22 protein-coding genes and 1 pseudogene are annotated in these 17,275 nt (G+C 62.1%); 17 read left to right on the top strand and 6 right to left on the bottom strand.

Going from position 1 to position 17,275, the window contains the following annotated elements:
- Window positions 1-113: 113 nt before the first annotated feature.
- Entirely contained in the window at window positions 114-623 is a 510-nt protein-coding gene (locus CO655_RS29010; protein ID WP_010033218.1) for a cytochrome P460 family protein, read from the top strand.
- 6 nt (window positions 624-629) lie between these two features.
- Here the strand turns inward: CO655_RS29010 and CO655_RS29005 are convergent, their stop codons facing one another.
- Window positions 630-1,559 carry a hypothetical protein gene (locus tag CO655_RS29005; RefSeq protein WP_010033221.1) on the bottom strand — a complete coding sequence of 310 codons (930 nt, stop codon included), beginning with the start codon at window positions 1,557-1,559 and terminating at the stop codon, window positions 630-632.
- Between the two features lie 330 nt (window positions 1,560-1,889).
- Here CO655_RS29005 and CO655_RS29000 point away from each other — a divergent pair, with 330 nt between their 5' ends.
- Entirely contained in the window at window positions 1,890-2,459 is a 570-nt protein-coding gene (locus tag CO655_RS29000; protein ID WP_141514374.1) for a hypothetical protein, read from the top strand.
- 197 nt (window positions 2,460-2,656) lie between these two features.
- On the opposite strand, the gene CO655_RS34040 is transcribed toward CO655_RS29000, so the two are convergent.
- On the bottom strand, window positions 2,657-2,830 hold the full coding sequence (locus CO655_RS34040) for a hypothetical protein (protein ID WP_097584329.1): 174 nt from the start codon (window positions 2,828-2,830) through the stop codon (window positions 2,657-2,659).
- A gap of 157 nt (window positions 2,831-2,987) precedes the next feature.
- Here CO655_RS34040 and CO655_RS28990 point away from each other — a divergent pair, with 157 nt between their 5' ends.
- The gene (locus CO655_RS28990) at window positions 2,988-3,188 is read left to right on the top strand and encodes a hypothetical protein (protein ID WP_009992991.1); all 201 of its coding nucleotides are present in this window, start codon (window positions 2,988-2,990) and stop codon (window positions 3,186-3,188) included.
- 1 nt (window position 3,189) lies between these two features.
- Window positions 3,190-3,399, top strand: a complete 210-nt coding sequence (locus CO655_RS28985; RefSeq protein ID WP_097667608.1) for a hypothetical protein — start codon at window positions 3,190-3,192, stop codon at window positions 3,397-3,399.
- Window positions 3,400-3,564: 165 nt separating this feature from the next.
- On the opposite strand, the gene CO655_RS28980 is transcribed toward CO655_RS28985, so the two are convergent.
- Both CO655_RS28980 and ftsZ read right to left on the bottom strand, forming a co-directional pair.
- Window positions 3,565-3,939, bottom strand: coding sequence for a hypothetical protein (locus CO655_RS28980; RefSeq protein WP_097667607.1), 375 nt, complete (start codon window positions 3,937-3,939; stop codon window positions 3,565-3,567).
- 241 nt (window positions 3,940-4,180) lie between these two features.
- A complete protein-coding gene (ftsZ, locus tag CO655_RS28975; protein WP_010035422.1) occupies window positions 4,181-5,203 on the bottom strand; it encodes a cell division protein FtsZ in 1,023 nt (340 codons plus the stop codon).
- Here ftsZ and CO655_RS28970 point away from each other — a divergent pair.
- Window positions 5,190-5,390 carry a hypothetical protein gene (locus tag CO655_RS28970; RefSeq protein ID WP_097667606.1) on the top strand — a complete coding sequence of 67 codons (201 nt, stop codon included), beginning with the start codon at window positions 5,190-5,192 and terminating at the stop codon, window positions 5,388-5,390. The genes ftsZ and CO655_RS28970 overlap by 14 nt on opposite strands.
- Window positions 5,391-5,459: 69 nt before the next feature.
- Window positions 5,460-5,876, top strand: coding sequence for a hypothetical protein (locus tag CO655_RS28965; protein ID WP_097605404.1), 417 nt, complete (start codon window positions 5,460-5,462; stop codon window positions 5,874-5,876).
- A gap of 230 nt (window positions 5,877-6,106) precedes the next feature.
- Here CO655_RS28965 and CO655_RS28960 read toward each other — a convergent pair whose 3' ends face one another.
- Window positions 6,107-6,637, bottom strand: a complete 531-nt coding sequence (locus CO655_RS28960) for a 2'-5' RNA ligase family protein (RefSeq protein ID WP_097667605.1) — start codon at window positions 6,635-6,637, stop codon at window positions 6,107-6,109.
- 33 nt (window positions 6,638-6,670) lie between these two features.
- Window positions 6,671-6,880, bottom strand: a pseudogene (locus CO655_RS34510) (hypothetical protein); the annotation flags it as partial.
- Window positions 6,881-7,004: 124 nt separating this feature from the next.
- Between CO655_RS34510 and blh the strand changes: the two are divergent.
- The 11 genes from blh (at window position 7,005) to CO655_RS28905 (ending at window position 17,199) form a co-directional block, all read left to right on the top strand.
- Window positions 7,005-8,285 (top strand): bifunctional sulfur transferase/dioxygenase Blh, encoded by a 1,281-nt coding sequence (gene blh / locus CO655_RS28955; RefSeq protein WP_097667604.1) that lies wholly within the window; start codon window positions 7,005-7,007, stop codon window positions 8,283-8,285.
- A gap of 161 nt (window positions 8,286-8,446) precedes the next feature.
- Window positions 8,447-9,010: a hypothetical protein gene (locus CO655_RS28950; protein WP_097667603.1), complete on the top strand. Its 564-nt coding sequence runs from the start codon at window positions 8,447-8,449 to the stop codon at window positions 9,008-9,010.
- 166 nt (window positions 9,011-9,176) lie between these two features.
- Window positions 9,177-10,100: an MYG1 family protein gene (locus CO655_RS28945; protein WP_097667602.1), complete on the top strand. Its 924-nt coding sequence runs from the start codon at window positions 9,177-9,179 to the stop codon at window positions 10,098-10,100.
- 179 nt (window positions 10,101-10,279) lie between these two features.
- On the top strand, window positions 10,280-10,669 hold the full coding sequence (locus CO655_RS28940) for a cytochrome c family protein (RefSeq protein WP_038689689.1): 390 nt from the start codon (window positions 10,280-10,282) through the stop codon (window positions 10,667-10,669).
- 181 nt (window positions 10,670-10,850) lie between these two features.
- The gene (locus CO655_RS28935; RefSeq protein ID WP_038689687.1) at window positions 10,851-11,660 is read left to right on the top strand and encodes a cytochrome c oxidase subunit II; all 810 of its coding nucleotides are present in this window, start codon (window positions 10,851-10,853) and stop codon (window positions 11,658-11,660) included.
- Window positions 11,661-11,751: 91 nt separating this feature from the next.
- The gene (ctaD, locus tag CO655_RS28930; RefSeq protein WP_097667601.1) at window positions 11,752-13,521 is read left to right on the top strand and encodes a cytochrome c oxidase subunit I; all 1,770 of its coding nucleotides are present in this window, start codon (window positions 11,752-11,754) and stop codon (window positions 13,519-13,521) included.
- Window positions 13,518-14,231 (top strand): cytochrome c oxidase subunit 3, encoded by a 714-nt coding sequence (locus tag CO655_RS28925; protein WP_097605399.1) that lies wholly within the window; start codon window positions 13,518-13,520, stop codon window positions 14,229-14,231. The genes ctaD and CO655_RS28925 overlap by 4 nt, the downstream gene beginning before the upstream one ends.
- A 23-nt stretch (window positions 14,232-14,254) precedes the next feature.
- Window positions 14,255-14,974 (top strand): heme-copper oxidase subunit III family protein, encoded by a 720-nt coding sequence (locus CO655_RS28920; RefSeq protein WP_039620573.1) that lies wholly within the window; start codon window positions 14,255-14,257, stop codon window positions 14,972-14,974.
- A 7-nt stretch (window positions 14,975-14,981) separates the two neighbouring features.
- Window positions 14,982-15,347 (top strand): cytochrome C oxidase subunit IV family protein, encoded by a 366-nt coding sequence (locus tag CO655_RS28915; RefSeq protein WP_097605398.1) that lies wholly within the window; start codon window positions 14,982-14,984, stop codon window positions 15,345-15,347.
- 108 nt (window positions 15,348-15,455) lie between these two features.
- Complete coding sequence (locus tag CO655_RS28910; RefSeq protein ID WP_097605397.1) at window positions 15,456-16,037, top strand: dienelactone hydrolase family protein; 582 nt, start codon at window positions 15,456-15,458, stop codon at window positions 16,035-16,037.
- A 148-nt stretch (window positions 16,038-16,185) separates the two neighbouring features.
- Window positions 16,186-17,199, top strand: coding sequence for an AraC family transcriptional regulator (locus CO655_RS28905; protein WP_097605396.1), 1,014 nt, complete (start codon window positions 16,186-16,188; stop codon window positions 17,197-17,199).
- Window positions 17,200-17,275 lie beyond the last annotated feature (76 nt).

The raw sequence follows: 17,275 nt of genomic DNA, 5'->3' as shown, positions 1-17,275 counted from the left end.
CCAGCCGGGGCGAATACGGCTACACTTCGATACATTTCGGCCGGAGACTGACATTCGTCAGATACAATCCGAAACGATCCTGCCGCAGAACATCGGTCCGGCAGGAGTTTTCAATGAAGCTTGCTCTCCTTGGCGTAGTTGCCATGTCCAGTCTCGCCCTCAGCGTCGCCGTCTTCTCTTCCTCGGCGTCCGGTGCCCCGCCGGACAACGCCTCGCCGATCTACGGCGTCACCATTCCTGATGGCTACAGGGACTGGAAATTCATCGCGCCGGCACAGGAAGCGCCGCCGCTCGACGAACTGCGCGCCGTCCTCGGCAACGATATTGCCGTCGGGGCATACAAGAACGGCACACTGCCGTTTCCCGACGGGTCGATCCTGGTGAAGCTTGCCTACAAACGCAAACAATCGACGGAATTTGCGCCGGCGACGGTGCCGGGGGCTCCGACCACGGTGCAGGTGATGGTGAAAGACTCCAAGAAATATCCCGACAGCCATGGCTGGGGCTTCGGAAGGTTCGTCAACGGCAAGCCGGTTGACGCCGCGCAGCATGAGACCTGTCTCTCCTGCCATGTCGGCAATGTGAAAGACCATGATTTTGTCTTCACACGCTACGCGCCTTGAGCTTGCCTAAAGCTCGATGCCGCGGTTCGCCAGCGCCTGGCGCGCCGCCGTCGCGCCCCAGTCCTCGTCGGGATCGCGGCCCTCGATCTCGGTTTCGGCAACTGCCGTTGCTCGGACCAGCGGCACGGAGCCGAAGGGCATGCCGTCGATCCGGCCAGGATCACGGCTGAGGATGATGCGGGTCAGGGGAAGGTAATCCTCCGTCAGCCGGCAGAACAGGATGGCACCGTGTTTTTCGACATCGCGGGCGACGCGGTAGCCGTCGGCCACGAGATCGCCGAGGTTTATCAAAAGGTTTCCCCAGTCGCCGGTCGTGGTCGCATCCAGGGTGGCGGCGCCGAATTCCATGAAGAGTTCGCATTCGACGCCGTTCTCGGGTTCGGAGATGCCGGCCCAGGGTGTGGAGAGACCGTCGGTGGCAAGGATCATCCTTCCCGGCGCATCGATCGCCAGGATCCGGCGGTGTGGACCGAACCACTTGGTCTGGGCGTAGACATTGGCCGCGGCGCGCTCGGCGGCAAAAGTTTCGTGCACGGTGCCGCGGCTCTGCCAGAAGGCCCGGCGGGCGCTTGCGGCGCGCTCGTAGATCGGGTCGTCGGGGCCGCGCGGCACGATCGCCTGGTCGAAACTGGTTTCGATCGTGACCTGCGCCCGCATGAAGGGAAGGGCCGGCTTCTTCCAGCGGATCACCACCGTGTTGAAGCGCTCGGTCGCTGCCTCATCCAGTCTTTCGACGACATCGCCGATGATGCGCAGCGGATCGCGTGAATCGTCCGACACGGGCTGTCCCGCCGCATCGCGGTAGCCGCCCGTGCTTGAGGAATGGCCGGCCTGCATGGTGGTGGCGGTCCATTCGCCGCTGACGGCGGTCGCCGGCGCCTTGGAAAGAACCGGGACAAGCTCCCGGATCGCATCGTCAATCGAATAGGATCCCACGTCGCCCCTCCGCTGTCGGATGATGTCCCGCTGCGGCCGGCCGGCCGCGAGCATAAGCTAGGGCAGGGACGTTGCCGATCAATGACAGCTTCTTCCCCGGGCGCTTGGCGTTGAGGGGAACAAACAGCGTTGCGGCGTATCCTTCGAGGCTCCGCCCTTCGGGCTTGCGCGCCTTCAGGATGAGGGATCGTGGAGAGTGCCGCGCAACGCTTATGCTCCGCTTTGCGGGGCGGCCTCTAGCTGCGGCGGTGTGGTCGTGATAGAGCCGCCGGGGACATGGTCGAAGTAATACTACCCATATTGAAGGTTTTGGTAGCAAGAGGAGGGAATTTGCTGAGATTTACTGTTTTGAGCGGGTTGTTCATGGCAACGATCGCGCCTTCGGCCTTTGCCGCCACCGATATCAAGGAGGATCCGTCCTGCGCGGAAGTGAACTATTCCTATGCCGCGACCCGATCAAGCTGGTTCTACAGCGCCAAACTTTATGATGTCCGATCGGACGGCTCTCTCAAGCAGATCGCAGAAATGCGCTTTGACCAAGACACATCGTATTTTCACGATTTGCGAAAAAAAGAGTGGGCCCGCGGCAATCGCACGAATTGGTCACTTCTTGATGTCGACGGTCCGAAATATAGGTCATGCACGCTCATTGGCGAAGACACGGAGAAGGGGAAGAAGGTCAAACATTACAGGATGACCCGGCATTTGGATCCCTATGTTGCCTATGGTGACGTCTGGATTTGGTCGGAGGGCAAGCGATTTGTGCGGGCGCAAAGGCGATTTATGGATCAGAACCAGGCAAACCTCAAATTTGGGACCACTGCGGGAACGATCATGGAGATATTCAACTATGATCCCACGACGGGCTTAGCTCCCGGCGGCCCCTACGAAGATGAATGAACCGCCTCATTGTCCCGCCGCCCATCCACGATGATCAGGAAATGGAGGGCTATAGCCGATAATCCGGAATCGCTCGACCGGTGCGGGGAGAATGCCAAGCCTTTGCGAGCTAGCCCGACGAGCGGCCGTCAGCCGGCCGCTCTGTCAGCCCGTTCGATGAGGTGGCGGGTAAATCTTGCCTTTGAGGCCGCGCCCGCTCAATTGCTCCCATCGTTCGGCCGAGCCTTGGCGCTGTCGTTGCTGCTGTCCGAGGTGGTTTTGCCGTCGGGTTGCTGGCCGAAATAGGTGCCGCCGAGGTGGCCGCCGGCGCTGGTGTTTTTAACCTGCTGTTCGGCGCGTTTCTGAAGATCACGAACGTTGGTCTTGCTCATTTTCGGCTCCATGTTTCAGGGTTGCGACCTTTCACCAACCGATGGGCGGCGACACTGTTCCATATTTTTTGCGGAGACCGCTCCCGCGGCGATCTCATAGCGCTGGAACTGTTCCGGCTTTTTGCGGTTCTTCCTACTCAACCAAGGAGAAACGACGATGGGCATGACGACACCCAAGGACGGCGCTCCCGGCACCACCGACCAGTCCCCCCGCTGGGAAGGACCGAAGGGCAACAGGCCGCGCGGCTACCTGAAGGCCAAGGACGATCCGGACAAGAACCGCGACGCCAACGACGAAAACAACCGCGACCCTGAAATGAAGGATTTCAGTGACGCGATGAAGCAGAAAGGCGAATGAGATGGGCAATCCCAAGAAGGACGCGGCCGGTCAATTCGCCAAATCCCAGGCCGACCGAAAGGCCAGCGGCGTTGCAAGCGCCAAACCGACCGTCATCACCGGCTCGGAGGACGCCACGGTCAACCGGAACCCGCCGGGCAAGAAGAAGCCGGAGAAGGACTGGGACATCAACTATGATCCTGCCGAGACGAACGAAGGGCGGATGCGCTGAGACGCGGATAGAATCTGGGTCATGCGACGTGCTTTAGTCTTTGTTTTCATTGGTGTCGGCTCGGCCGGCTCCCAGTCGAGAAGTGCCTCGGTATGCGCGCTTAAGCTGGGCACAGCGAAGCTTACAAAGACTCTGCTTGGCGCCGAGGCTATTCGAGGGGGATTCCTACTTGACTACTTTCACGCTCAACACGCCTTCTTCGGTCTTTCCCTCTTCATAGGGCGAGCGGATGACCAGTCGGTCGCTGCCGGTATAGCCGGGATCGGATGTGTAGTAGCCGACGACGCCGTTGACCTTGATCGTTTCGCATTTCGACGCTTTTCCGTCGAGCTTGGGGAAGAGCGGTTCGCGGACGATCTCGAGACGCCCGTGTTCGGGCCGTTCGACGATATTGATGGCGGGGTAGTCGATATGGCGGCAGTCGTCATCGATGTGCCAGTTCTTGGCCACCAGCGTTCTGACGCCGCTTTGCGCCGTGATCGACAGCGACTGCTCGCGGGAGCTTTCGGAGGTCGTCGTGCAGCTCGAAAGCGGAATCATCGTAGCTGCTAATATCAAATATACAAATGCGTCTTTCACTTCAAATCCTCAACTTCGGCTTGAAGGAATATTTGATTTTTTCATTGTGTCAATTGAACTGCGGGCCTGACGCGAGGCGCACCCGCATCGTCCTTCGAGGCTCCGGCCTTTGGCCTGACGTCGCCCCATCCCGACTTTATACGGCGGAGCGACGTTTGTCCGGCCGGAGCCGGCGTGAGCAAGTCAGGATACTGCAGCCGTGCTATTGCAGCGTGCGCGTCTGGACTTGTTCAGCCGCGTGGTTGGGCGCGGATAGCGGCGCGGCGCTGGCTTCCAGGCCGGTCGCCACGACCGAGACGCGGAACCTGCCGTCCAGGCTGCGGTCGAAGATCGCGCCGACGACGATATCGGCGTCGTCCTGCACTTCGTCGCGAATGCGGCTTGCCGCCTCGTCGACTTCGAACAGCGTCATATCAGATCCGCCGGAGATCGAAATCAGCACGCCCCTGGCGCCCTTCATGGAAATATCGTCGAGAAGCGGGTTGGCGATTGCCGCTTCCGCGGCCTTCATCGCCCGGCTTTCGCCGGCGGCTTCACCGGTGCCCATCATGGCGCGGCCCATGCCTTGCATGACCGATTTCACGTCGGCAAAATCGAGGTTGATCAGGCCTTCCTTGACGATGAGATCGGTGATGCAGCCGACGCCGGCAAAGAGCACGCGGTCGGCCGTCATGAAGGCATCGGCGAAGGTGGTCTTTGCGTCCGCGATGCGGAAGAGGTTCTGATTGGGAATGACGATGACGGTATCGGCGGCCTGACGAAGCGCCTCGATGCCGACTTCGGCCGTCCGCATGCGGCGATTGCCTTCGAAGGTGAAGGGCTTGGTGACGACGCCAACCGTCAGGATGCCGGCCGCGCGCGCGGCACGCGCGATGACGGGGGCTGCACCGGTGCCCGTACCGCCGCCCATGCCGGCGGTGACGAAACACATATGCGAGCCGGCTAAGTGATCCATGATCTCGTCGATCGACTCCTCGGCGGCTGCATGACCAACCTCAGGCAGCGAACCGGCACCCAAGCCCTCCGTCACATTCGCGCCGAGCTGAATGCGGCGCGACGCCTTTGAGGTGGCGAGAACCTGGGCGTCGGTATTTGCGGCGACGAATTCGACGCCCGCCAGCTTTTCCGCAATCATGTTATTGATGGCGTTGCCGCCACCCCCGCCGACGCCGATAACCGTAATATGCGGCCGTAATCCCGAAATGCCGCTCTTGGCGTCCGTCATCGCACTCTCCTTAATGATGCAATCTTGCGCCCGCGCCCTCGTCGCGGACGGCGAATCGACGGTGAGGATAAACGCGCAACAAGGCGGAGGCGAGGCGAAAGACGTCCGGGGCGGCGACGTTCCAATGATTGTTGCCCTCATGAAGATCGCCACCGCGCTCTTTGCGGATTTCGACCAGAAGCTTTGAGGGGGTGTGAACCAAAGGCCTGCCGAGGTGTTTACAGACATGCCTCACCTCTGCGAAAGGACCGATCCCATGCAAAGACTTCTTCTATCAAGCCTTGCCCTTGCCGCACTCGCCGGCACCGCCGTCGCACAACAACCGCCAGCCCCGCCATCCGCCGCGACGCCACCCACCGCGACCGAGCCTAGCTCGCCTCCGCCGCCGCCAGCCCCGCCGCCCCAGCCCGCTCCCGATGATGGCGAGCGGATGATGGGCAGCCCGGACGCACGGTCCGGAGATCGCCCCGACTACCGGTGGCACGGTTCGAGGGACGACATGGGCTTCCGCGATTTCCGGGGCCATCGCATGCCGCGGCCGTCGAAGGCCGCCCATTTCCAAATTGAGGACGGAAACACACGGATCGATCTGAAATGCACAGAGGACGAACCAATGAAGGCCTGCGCTGATCTGCTGCTAGAGGTGATCGACCGCCTGCAGGGCCAGAACTAGCTTTTTCGGCGCCGCGTTTGCGACCGGCGAAGGTGATCACTGCTGCTCGAACTCGAGGCAGCGGATGTTGCCGCGCGGCTGAAAAGCATTGACTGCGCAAGCCTCGCCAGCTTCGGTTGGCAGAAGCCAATCATTGATTCTTCCCAGGACTTAATGCCGACCATTTTCAGCATGAACAGCCCCGCCAATGATTGGCGGGGTTTTGCTCTCCGGCAGGACACGGTTAGCGATCATTGCGCCGGGAGCCTGATTTCTCTCAAGATCTCCACCGGCGGGAATCGGACACAATCCGCGGCATCGAAAGTCACCGGGAAACGCATCCGGTTCCGGTTGGCCCAGCCGATCGCGGCCTGCGATTTCGCCATCGGGATTTTCGTGGCGATCGTGCAATGTGGCACCCAGTTGCCGGGCCGATAGTGCTCGTGGCAATGGGTGGGGTCGATTTCCCGGTGAAGCTGCGCATGCAGTTGGAAAAGCTGCTCACCTTTGTTCGGCCGCGCCCATAAGACGAGGAATTCGTTCTCGAAGTGACCGATGCTTGAAAAGCTCAAGGTGACGGCGGGGAGCGTGCGGAAGACGCGGTCTAGCGCCTCGGCCAACTGGTCGAGGTCAATCTCCTGGTAAAGAGCGAGGGTGAGATGCGGCGGATAATTCAAGGCCCGCATTGAAGCCGCCTCTTCGAATGCCGCGGCTTCATCCCAGAGCTCGAGAATGGGGGAGGCGGTTACGTTCAGACATTTGAGGCTGATCCCGTAAGGCATATGCGTTTGATCCAATCGACTGTCGCCGGGACCTTAGGGTTCGCCAAGCCGACTGTCGAGCGGCCAGAAGGGCTGACGGCGGCACTGCCATCGGGAGGTGCGTGCGGCAACTGGATAACGTCTCCAACTGCGCGCCGCCCGCCAGGGAGCAAAGGCGCGGGAGAAGGAGCGGTTGAAGGCGGCTTCGGTGGCGTAGCGGGCATCATAGGAGATCGCCGCGATTGGTTGGCCTGAGGTGGCGAGGGTGCCGCGACGTTATCGTTTTGATCGGCCAGACCGGATGGCATATACCACTAACTATTCTTGCATTCGGCAATATATTCATGAGATTGTACCAGTATACATGCGATGCCGCAGGGGGGCTTCGATGCCATCCGCAAGGGTCAATGAGCTGATATCGGTGGCGGGGCAGCCCGATGCCGCCGGCTTTGCTGCTTTCGCGGGTGAGGGTTTTGTCGCAGTGATCAATGCCCGGCCGGATGGCGAGGAGCCGGGGCAGCCGGGCAATGTAGCGGAAAAGGCTGCCGCCACCGCCGCTGGGCTTTTTTATAGCTTCGTGCCGGTGAAGGGGAGCGAGATCACCGAGGCAGACATTCGCGCCTTTCAGGCGGCGATGACCGAGGCGAAGGGGCCGGTTGTCGCCCATTGCAGAAGCGGTACGCGGGCATTGACGCTCTACGTGCTGGGCGAGGTGTTGGACGGGCGGATGAAGCCCGCGGATGTCGAGCCGCTCGGCCAAAGTCTCGGCTTCGACCTTGCCGGCGCGCGCCGCTGGCTGGAGGCGCGCGCGGCGCAGACGGTCGATGTGAAGGCCTTCTTCCATCCTGCCACATGGAGCGTGCAATATGTCGTTGCCGATCCTGTCACGGGACGCTGCGCGATCATCGACCCTGTGCTCGACTTCGACGAGACCTCGGGGGCGACGGGCACGTCAAGCGCCGATGCCATCCTTGCCGATATCGAAAACCGCGGGCTGGCAGTCGCGTGGATCCTCGACACGCATCCGCATGCCGATCATTTTTCCGCCGCCCATTACATCAAGGGAAAGACCGGCGCGCCGATAGCGATCGGCGCCCAGGTCACCGAGGTGCAGGTCCTCTGGAAGGAGATCTATAACTGGCCGGCCCTTGCGACCGACGGCTCGCAATGGGACCGGCTGTTTGCCGATGGCGACAGGTTCGAGATCGGCGGGCTTGAAGCTCGCGTTATGTTTTCGCCCGGCCATACGCTCGCCTCGGTGACCTATCTGATCGGCGATGCCGCCTTCGTGCACGACACGGTGTTCACGCCGGATTCCGGCACGGCGCGCACCGATTTTCCCGGCGGCAGCGCCAGCGCCCTCTGGCGCTCGATCCAGGCGATCCTGTCGCTGCCCGAGGAAACTCGGCTCTTTTCCGGCCACGACTATCAGCCGGGCGGCCGGCATCCGCGCTGGGAAAGCACGGTGGCTGCGCAGAGACGCGCCAATCCCCACATATCGGGCAAGGACGAGGCCGGCTTCGTGGCGCTGCGCCAGGCGCGGGACCGGACCTTGCCGAAGCCGAAGCTGATGCTGCATGCGCTGCAGGTGAATATTCGGGGCGGGCGGCTGCCGGAGCCGGAGGGGAACGGGCGGCGGTATCTGAAGATACCTCTGGATGCGTTGTAGCGCTGACCATAGGCAGATATTTACAAAGCAGGGTAGTCCAAATGCGGGGCTCTCGCGGGTCGATGCCGATATGATCCGTTTCCACGCGCGCGCTCGCTGGCCTTTTCCTGCAATTTCGCTATGATTTTTCTGGGCCACGCCCGGTCAGACGGAGTTCCGCCATGCTCGAACGAAACCACCTTCCCTTGCGCCCGGCAGCTCCCCTTTTCGCTGTCGCCTGGGTCGCCGTCATTGCCGGTGCCAGCGTCGCTCTTAGCCTGCTGTTTGCCTGCGTGACGCCTTTCGTGGCCCTGGCGGCCGTCTCGGCAGTCGTGCTTCCCCGGCGGATGGCGCTGATGGCGGTGCTGCTTGCCTGGTTTGCCAACCAGACGGTCGGCTATCTCGTCCTCGGCTATCCCCAGACCTTCGACAGCTATGCCTGGGGACTGGCGATCGGGATTGCAGCATTTGCCTCGCTTGCGGCGGCGCTCGGGGTGCTGCGCCTGATGGCAGGCCCTGCCGTCACGATGGCCGGCGCCTTCATCGCCGGGTTCGCTGCTTACGAGGGCGTGCTTTTTGCCGCAACGGCGGTGCTTCCGTCCGGCGACGGGGCGTTTTCGGCAGCTGTTGTCGCCGAGGTTCTGTTGATCAATTCTCTGGCCGCGATCGGACTCATCTGCCTGCATGCCGGCGCGGCGGCTAGCCGCGCGCTTGTCGCGGCACAGCCGGCACCGGCGCTGCTTTAGGTCTTCGCCTCCACACTTGTCGTCGCTCCAAAACTGCAGCGCGCCTTCCGGCAACGGGCCGGCGCCTGAGGAATGCGCGAAGATGGGTTGAGATCATGGTCGGCAACGGCTATCTGGTTCCGACCCGCAAGCGGACCGGCCGCGAACGATAAGGCGCATAGCTCCCATGATCCCCGATTTCCTCGTCACCCATTCCGGTGGTTTCCATGCCGACGAACTGCTGTCGAGCGTCATCCTGACCCGGCTTTTCCCGCAGGCGCGCCTGATCCGCAGCCGGGCGCCGGAGTGGATCACGCCAGGGCAGGGCCGGATCATCTATGATGTCGGCGGAGCTTATGACGCCGATGCCGGCATATTCGATCATCACCAGCGCTGCGCGCCGCTGCGCGACGATGGTCAGCCCTACAGCTCATTCGGCCTGATCTGGAAACATTACGGCCGCGATTATCTCGCCGCTCGCGGCCTTGCCGCCGACCATGTCGAAGCCGTGCATAGCTCTTTCGATGCGAGCTTCGTGCTGCCGATCGATCTGACCGACAATGGCGCGCTCAGCCCCTCGGGACCGCTGGCGGGCTTGACACTGCCGGCGCTGCTCGAGACCCTGAAACCGGTTTTCGACGAAGCGGAGCCGGATGCCGACGATCGCGCCTTCCACGCGGCCCTTGCCATTGCCCGCAGTTTCGTCGAGGCCAAGATCGCTCAGAGCGCTGCAAAATTGCGGGCCGAGGCGATCGTGCACGAGGCTATCAAGGCTGCGGGGCAGGGGCGCGTTCTGGAACTGCCGAGGGGGATGCCCTTCCGTCCTGCTATCGTCAAGGCCGGCGCCGATCACCTGCTGTTCGTCGTCCACCCGCGCGAAAAGGATTGGTGCGTAACCGGCATCCGCCGGGCCGAGGAGGGGTTCGAACTCAGGGCCGACCTGCCTGCGGCCTGGGCCGGTCTTGCCAATGGAGAGCTGGCGGCGGTTTGCGGCATAGAGGGCGCGAGCTTCTGCCATAACGGCCGCTTCATCGCCGCCGCCAGGAGCCGCGAGGCGGCGCTTGCCATGGCCGAGTTGGCGGTCAAGGAGGCTCTTTCGATCGGCGTGTAGCGGCCGTTATCCGCGTCGGATCTACCTGATATCAAATGCGTTCACGTCATTCCAACCGTGGAAGCGATTGACTTGCATCCGCGAAGGACTAATCTTCCTGCTATAACAACCACCACCCACACGCGAGAGATAGTGGACGGTGTGAGTGGCTGGCGACCTTGAGGAGGATGAGGTTTGCCATGGATTATCGTGTCGTTCTGCTGATTGGTGCAGCTGTGACTGCCCTTGTTCCCGCTAACGCCGGGGCGCAGGAGGGCGACGCGACGGCGGGCGCCGTTGTTTTCAAGAAGTGCGCGACCTGTCATGTCGTCGACTCCGATACGAACAAGGTCGGCCCGTCTCTGAACAAACTGTTCGGCAGGAAGGCCGGGACGCATCCCAATTTCGCCTATTCGGCGGGAATGAAGGCGGCTGGCGAAGGCGGTCTTGTCTGGGACGAGACGGTGCTGCGCGAATATCTGCACAATCCGAAGGCGAAGGTGAAGGGCACGAAGATGGCCTTTGTCGGCGTGAAGGACGAAAAGGAGATCACCGATCTCATCGCCTATCTCAAACAATATTCGCAGTGACGGGCAATATTCGCAGTGACGGGCAATATTCCCAGATGGCAATACTCCGAATGACGGGTTCGCGGCCGGCGACGAATGGCTAAATCGCGGTAATTGCGATATTTTCTATCTGTGCGATAATAAACACGGACTTTTTGCGGAATGCGGTTTCACGGGTCAACCTGCTCGAGGAGGAGCGGAAATGGCTGTCGTGCTGATCCTCGTCCTGATTGTCGTCGGCTCCGTGCTGTTCCATGTGCTGAGCCCGTGGTGGTGGACGCCGATCGCGTCCAACTGGACCTATATCGACACTACCCTCGTCATCACCTTCTGGATCACCGGCATAGTCTTTGTGGCGGTGGTTTCGTTCATGGCCTATTGCGTCTTCCGCTTCCGGCACAGGCCGGGCAACAAGGCGCATTACGAGCCTGAAAACCGCAGGCTGGAAGTGCTGCTCGCATCGGGAACGGCAGTCGGCGTCGCGGCGATGCTGGCGCCCGGCCTCATCGTGTGGAACCAGTTCATATCGGTGCCTGCCGATGCCGCATCAGTCGAGGTCGTCAGCCAGCAGTGGCTGTGGAGCTTCCGCCTGCCGGGAGCGGACGGAAAACTCGGCCGTGCCGAGACGCGCGACGTCAGCCCGGAAAACCCGCTCGGCCTCGACAAGAACGATGCAAGCGGGCTCGACGATGTCATCATCGAGGGCGGTGAGCTGCATCTGCCGATCGGCAAACCGGTGCACATTTTGCTGCGCTCCGTCGATGTGCTCCATGATTTCTATGTGCCGGAGTTCCGCGCCAAGATGGACATGATCCCCGGCATGATCACCTATTTCTGGTTCACGCCGACGCGGACGGGGACCTTCGACATCCTCTGCGCCGAACTCTGCGGCGTCGGCCATCCGCAAATGCGCGGCACAGTCGTCGTCGAAAGCGACGCGGATTATCAGACCTGGCTCGGGCAACAGCAGACATTCACCCAGCTGACGGCGTCGGCCGGGCCGGCGAACTGACGCGACCAGGACGGCCGAAGGCCGCAAGCCGGTTCAAGGAACCGGCGGGACGACGGCCTTAAGGCCGCATCGGGGAAAGGGAAGAGAGATCATGGTCGAGATTCCATCCGGCAGCATCCCATCCGCCGAAGTCGAGGATGTCGAGCTTTATCATCCGAGAAGCTGGTGGACGAAATATGTGTTCAGCCAGGATGCCAAGATCATCGCCGTGCAATATTCGCTGACGGCGATCGCGATCGGTCTTGTGGCGCTGGTGCTCTCTTGGCTGATGCGGATCCAGCTTGCTTTTCCCGGCTATTTCACCTTTATCGATGCCGATCACTATTACCAGTTCATCACCATGCACGGCATGATCATGGTGATCTATCTGCTGACCGCGCTCTTCCTCGGCGGCTTCGGCAATTACCTCATTCCGCTGATGGTCGGCGCCCGCGACATGGTGTTTCCCTACGCCAACATGCTGAGCTACTGGATCTATCTCCTCGCGGTGCTGATCCTCGCCGCCGGCTTCTTTGCGCCCGGCGGCCCGACGGGGGCGGGCTGGACGCTTTATCCGCCGCAGGCGGTTCTCTCAGGCACGCCCGGCGGCAAGGACTGGGGCATCCTCTTGATGCTCACCTCGCTGATCGTCTTCATCATCGGCTTCACCATGGGCGGGCTGAATTATGTGGTGACCGTGCTGCAGGGACGGGCGCGCGGCATGACGCTGATGCGGATGCCGCTCACCGTCTGGGGCATCTTCACCGCGACCGTGATGGCGCTCCTGGCCTTTCCCGCCCTCTTCGTCGCCTGCGTGATGATGATGTTCGACCGCCTGCTCGGCACCAGCTTCTTCATGCCCGCCATCGTCGAAATGGGCACGCAGCTGCAGCATGGCGGCGGCAGCCCGATCCTGTTCCAGCACCTGTTCTGGTTCTTTGGGCATCCCGAGGTCTACATCGTCGCACTGCCGGCTTTCGGCATCGTCTCGGACCTGATCAGCACACATGCCCGCAAGAACATCTTCGGCTACCGCATGATGGTCTGGGCGATCGTCATCATCGGCGCCTTGAGTTTCGTCGTCTGGGCCCACCACATGTATGTCAGCGGCATGAACCCCGCCTTCGGCTTCTTCTTCGCCACCACGACGCTGATCATCGCCGTCCCGACGGCGATCAAGGTCTACAACTGGGTATTGACGCTCTGGCGCGGCGATATCCACCTGACGCTGCCGATGCTGTTTGCGCTCGCCTTCATCGTCACCTTCGTCAATGGCGGCCTGACCGGCCTCTTCCTCGGCAATGTCGTCGTCGACGTGCCGCTGTCGGATACGATGTTCGTCGTCGCGCACTTCCACATGGTGATGGGTGTCGCGCCGATCCTCGTCATCTTCGGGGCGATCTATCATTGGTATCCGAAGGTCACCGGGCGGATGCTGGACGAGACGCTCGGCCATATCCACTTCTGGATCACCTTTCTCGGCACCTATGCGATCTTCTTTCCGATGCACTATCTCGGCCTGCTCGGCGTGCCGCGCCGCTATTTCGAGATGGGAGAGGCGGCCTTCGTTCCACCTTCGGCGCATACGCTGAACATCTTCATATCAATCATGGCGCTCGTCGTCGGGGCAGCGCAGGTGGTCTTCCTGTTCAATCTGGTCTGGAGCCTTTTCCGCGGCCGGGAGGCGGGCGGCAATCCGTGGCGGGCGACGACGCTCGAATGGCAGACGCCGCAGACGCCGCCGGCGCACGGAAACTGGGGCAAGGAGCTGCCTGTGGTCTACCGCTGGGCCTATGATTACAGCGTGCCTGGTGCTGCAGAGGATTTCATTCCGCAGACGGTGCCGGCCAGCGGCGAGGCCACACGGGAGCTTCCGACATGAACGTCACGCTGATCTTCCTCGCGGCCATCGCCGCCATCATTATCTGGTGGTTGGCGGGGCAGCGGCTGACCTCGAAGCCCTGGCTCGAATCCGGCTCGGTGCAGCTGCCGGATCATGCCGGCACTGAGCGGCCGCCCGTGCCGGCGGTGAAGATCGGCCTCTTCGTGTTTCTCGGCGTCGTCGGCGCGCTCTTCAGCCTTGCCGTCAGCGCCTATTTCATGCGTGCAGCGTCGACGGACTGGTGGGGGATGCCGGTTCCGCGTCTGCTCTGGGTCAACACGGCAGCACTCGCCTTGAGCAGCGCCGCGCTGCAATGGGGCAGACGCGAAGCGCGGCATGGCCGCGTCGAACGCCTGCGACCGGCGCTTGCCGTCGCATTTGCTCTTGCCGTTCTCTTTCTCGCCGGACAGATCCAGGCATGGCGCGAGCTGACGGCGGCGGGATATGTGCTGGTCGACAATCCCGCCAACAGCTTCTTCTATATGCTGACCGGTCTGCATGGCCTGCACATCCTCGGCGGGCTCATGGTGCTGGGTCACACGACCCTGCGCGCTTTCGCGACCGACATCGCGTCGGACAGGCTCAGCCTCAGCGTCTACCTTTCGGCGATCTATTCGCATTTCATGCTTGCCGTCTGGCTGCTGCTGTTTGCGCTGTTTGCCGGGTGGGCGAATGATTTCGTCGATCTCTGCCGCACATTGCTGAACTAGGGGCTCAACCAGGAGATTTGCAGATGGCACATCCTGTCCAGACACACGGCGAGCCAGATCTCAGGTCGGTCGGCCTGCGCGGCGTCGCCGCCGATTTCGCCTCGGACCAGCGCGCCTTCAAGACCGCCTCCTGGGGCAAGGCGATGATGTGGATATTTCTGCTCAGCGACACTTTCGTCTTCGGCTGTTTCCTGCTCGCCTATATGACCGCCCGCATGTCGACGCCCGTCGCCTGGCCCAATCCGAGCGAGGTCTTTGCGCTGCATATCGGCGGCCAGGACGTGCCGCTGATCCTGATCGCGATCATGACCTTCGTGCTGATCTCGAGCAGCGGCACGATGGCGATGGCGGTCAATTTCGGCTATCGCCGCGACCGCGGCAGGACCGCTGTCCTGATGCTGCTGACAGCACTTCTCGGGGCATGTTTCGTCGGCATGCAGGCTTTCGAATGGACGAAGCTGATCACCGAAGGCGTACGCCCCTGGGAAAACCCATGGGGGGCGGCACAATTCGGATCGACCTTCTTCATGATCACAGGCTTTCACGGCACCCACGTCACGATCGGCGTCATCTTCCTGCTGATCATCGCCCGCAAGGTCTGGCGCGGCGATTTCGACGTCGAGCGGCGCGGCTTTTTCACCAGCCGGAAAGGGCGCTACGAGGCCGTCGAGATCATGGGTCTCTACTGGCACTTCGTCGATCTGGTCTGGGTCTTCATCTTCGCTTTCTTCTATCTGTGGTGAGGTCGTCATGAGCGAGACAACGGCGCATGGGCAAAGCCAAACGGTGCATGTACAGGCACATAGCGGGCAGCAGCATCCGATCCGGCTCTATCTCTTCGTCTGGGGCCTGCTCTTTGTGCTCAGCGCCTTTTCCTACATGGTCGATTATCTCGGGATCCAGGGCTATCTCCGGTGGCTTCTGATCCTGGTGTTCATGATGCTGAAGGCCGGGCTGATCGTTGCGGTTTTCATGCACATGGCCTGGGAACGGCTGGCGCTCGTCTACGCCATCCTGCTGCCGCCGGTGCTGGTGCTGGTCTTCGTCGCGCTGATGGTATCGGAATCGCGGTATACGATCTTCACCCGGCTCGCCTTCTTCGGCGCGACGCCGTAGAACCGGTCATCGGGGCAGAGCTGCGACATCGGAGACGACTGCCGCGCGCTCAATCCGGACTGCTTCGAACTTTTATCAAAATGTGCCGACTCTCGACCGGAGGCGCCTATGGCTGAAATCTTGCTGTTCCATCACGCACAGGGGCTGACGCCTGGTGTGCGGGCCTTCGCCGACGATATCAGGGCTGCCGGCCACATCGTGCACACGCCTGATATGTTCGACGGACGCACGTTCGGAAGCATCGAGGAAGGTCTCGCCCATATCGGCGAGAACGGATTCGACGCCATCAGGGAGCGCGGCGTCCGGGTTGCCGACGAACTGCCTGCCGAACTTGTCTATGCCGGTTTCTCATTCGGTGTGCTGCCGGCGCAGAAGCTGGCGCAAAGGCGGCCAGGAGCCCGTGGAGCTCTGCTTTTCTATTCCTGCCTGCCGATCAGTGGCGAATGGGCCTTCGGACCCTGGCCGGATGGTGTCGCGGTGCAGATCCACGGTATGGACAACGACCCGATCTTCGTCGGCGAGGGCGACATCGATGCCGCCCGCGAGATCGTCGCGAAGGTCGCGGACGCGGAGCTTTTTCTCTACCCCGGCGACCAGCACTATTTCGCCGACAGCTCGCTTCCGTCCTATGACGCGGATGCGACCGCGCTTCTGACGGCGCGCGTGCTTGCATTCCTGCAACGCGTCTGATGCCGGCGTTCATGGCTAGCCCGGTGCGGCGGCCGCCAATTCAAAAGAATTTCTCCTGAAAACGCGTTCTAAAACACGATGGAGGTCGCTTCGCGCGAGGATGTCGGCAATGATGGCCGTCTATCCGTGACCCCGATCCCGCCAGGCCATGCTGTTCATTCCGCTTCCCTTCGTCGTCGCCCTCCTTCTGCTCATCCTCTTCGTCATCGTCCTCAGACGCGACGAGGAGGGGCAACCCAACCGGCCGTTTCTGGTGCTCATCCTGCTGAGCGCGCTGCAATCCATCCTCTCCGGCTTGCGTTGGGGCTATGGGATGCAGGTGGTCGGCGTGATCGCTCCCGTCATCGCGGCGACGGTGCCGCCGCTCGCCTATGCCGGCGTTTCCAGGCTGGTGAGGACGAGCTGGCGGCCGCTTGCGGGACGCCTCGGGCTGCATGCCGTGCCCGCCGTGCTCATCCTGCTGCTGGTGGTTTTCTGGCGGGAGGCGATCGACGTTGCGCTGGTGCTGATCTTCGTCGGCTACGCCCTGGCGATCCTGCTGCTGATGCGCCCGGGCGCAGATGCGCTTCGGCTCGCGCCTTTCGAGGGAGCGGTGCCGGCCTATCGGGCCATCATCTTCGCGGCGGCGGCGCTCTGCCTGTCGGCTGCGGTCGATACCTTCGTCTTCTTCGACTTCACCTGGGCGCATGGCGAGCACGCGCTGACCGTGATCAGCGTCGGCAATCTCGCCGCCCTCGTCATTCTCGGCACTGCGGCGGCCGCCGCCAGCCGAAGCCGGGCGCCTGCCGAAACGGCCGAGGCGGCGGCGAGGCCGGAGGCGAGCGAAGACAAGGAGACGATCGCTACCGTGGACGCGCTGATGGAAGCAAGGAAGCTCTATCGCGACGCCAATCTCAATCTCGACCGGCTCGCCCGCAAGGCCGGCATCCCCGCGCGCCAGATCTCGGCGGCGATCAACCGGGCGATGGACAAGAACGTCTCGCAATATGTCAATGATTACAGGATCGGCGAGGCCTGCCGCCTGCTTTCGGCCACCGAGAAATCGGTGACCGAAGTGATGCTCGACGTCGGCTTCCAGACAAAGTCCAATTTCAACCGCGAATTCCGCCGGGTGACGGATATGACGCCGCTGGCCTGGCGGCAGAAGAGGGCGGAGGGGTAGGGGGCACGACGGGGTTCGCGAGCCTCGACCTCACTCCGCCCTCATCCTTGTACGTTGCCGTTGTTGTATAATGCGG

Origin of the sequence: Rhizobium sp. M1 (assembly GCF_002531805.1) — a bacterium.
GTDB lineage: Bacteria > Pseudomonadota > Alphaproteobacteria > Rhizobiales > Rhizobiaceae > Rhizobium > Rhizobium etli_C.
This window is presented reverse-complemented; position numbering and strand designations above follow the sequence as displayed.

Coding starts and splice junctions, on each gene's coding strand:
- CO655_RS29010 (WP_010033218.1), top strand. CDS start 114: ATGAAGCTTGCTCTCCTTGGCGTAGTTGCCATGTCCAGTCTCGCCCTC.
- CO655_RS34040 (WP_097584329.1), bottom strand. CDS start 2,830: ATGAGCAAGACCAACGTTCGTGATCTTCAGAAACGCGCCGAACAGCAG.
- CO655_RS28990 (WP_009992991.1), top strand. CDS start 2,988: ATGGGCATGACGACACCCAAGGACGGCGCTCCCGGCACCACCGACCAG.
- CO655_RS28985 (WP_097667608.1), top strand. CDS start 3,190: ATGGGCAATCCCAAGAAGGACGCGGCCGGTCAATTCGCCAAATCCCAG.
- CO655_RS28980 (WP_097667607.1), bottom strand. CDS start 3,939: ATGATTCCGCTTTCGAGCTGCACGACGACCTCCGAAAGCTCCCGCGAG.
- ftsZ (WP_010035422.1), bottom strand. CDS start 5,203: ATGACGGACGCCAAGAGCGGCATTTCGGGATTACGGCCGCATATTACG.
- CO655_RS28965 (WP_097605404.1), top strand. CDS start 5,460: ATGCAAAGACTTCTTCTATCAAGCCTTGCCCTTGCCGCACTCGCCGGC.
- CO655_RS28960 (WP_097667605.1), bottom strand. CDS start 6,637: ATGCCTTACGGGATCAGCCTCAAATGTCTGAACGTAACCGCCTCCCCC.
- blh (WP_097667604.1), top strand. CDS start 7,005: ATGCCATCCGCAAGGGTCAATGAGCTGATATCGGTGGCGGGGCAGCCC.
- CO655_RS28950 (WP_097667603.1), top strand. CDS start 8,447: ATGCTCGAACGAAACCACCTTCCCTTGCGCCCGGCAGCTCCCCTTTTC.
- CO655_RS28945 (WP_097667602.1), top strand. CDS start 9,177: ATGATCCCCGATTTCCTCGTCACCCATTCCGGTGGTTTCCATGCCGAC.
- CO655_RS28940 (WP_038689689.1), top strand. CDS start 10,280: ATGGATTATCGTGTCGTTCTGCTGATTGGTGCAGCTGTGACTGCCCTT.
- CO655_RS28935 (WP_038689687.1), top strand. CDS start 10,851: ATGGCTGTCGTGCTGATCCTCGTCCTGATTGTCGTCGGCTCCGTGCTG.
- ctaD (WP_097667601.1), top strand. CDS start 11,752: ATGGTCGAGATTCCATCCGGCAGCATCCCATCCGCCGAAGTCGAGGAT.
- CO655_RS28925 (WP_097605399.1), top strand. CDS start 13,518: ATGAACGTCACGCTGATCTTCCTCGCGGCCATCGCCGCCATCATTATC.
- CO655_RS28920 (WP_039620573.1), top strand. CDS start 14,255: ATGGCACATCCTGTCCAGACACACGGCGAGCCAGATCTCAGGTCGGTC.
- CO655_RS28915 (WP_097605398.1), top strand. CDS start 14,982: ATGAGCGAGACAACGGCGCATGGGCAAAGCCAAACGGTGCATGTACAG.
- CO655_RS28910 (WP_097605397.1), top strand. CDS start 15,456: ATGGCTGAAATCTTGCTGTTCCATCACGCACAGGGGCTGACGCCTGGT.
- CO655_RS28905 (WP_097605396.1), top strand. CDS start 16,186: ATGCTGTTCATTCCGCTTCCCTTCGTCGTCGCCCTCCTTCTGCTCATC.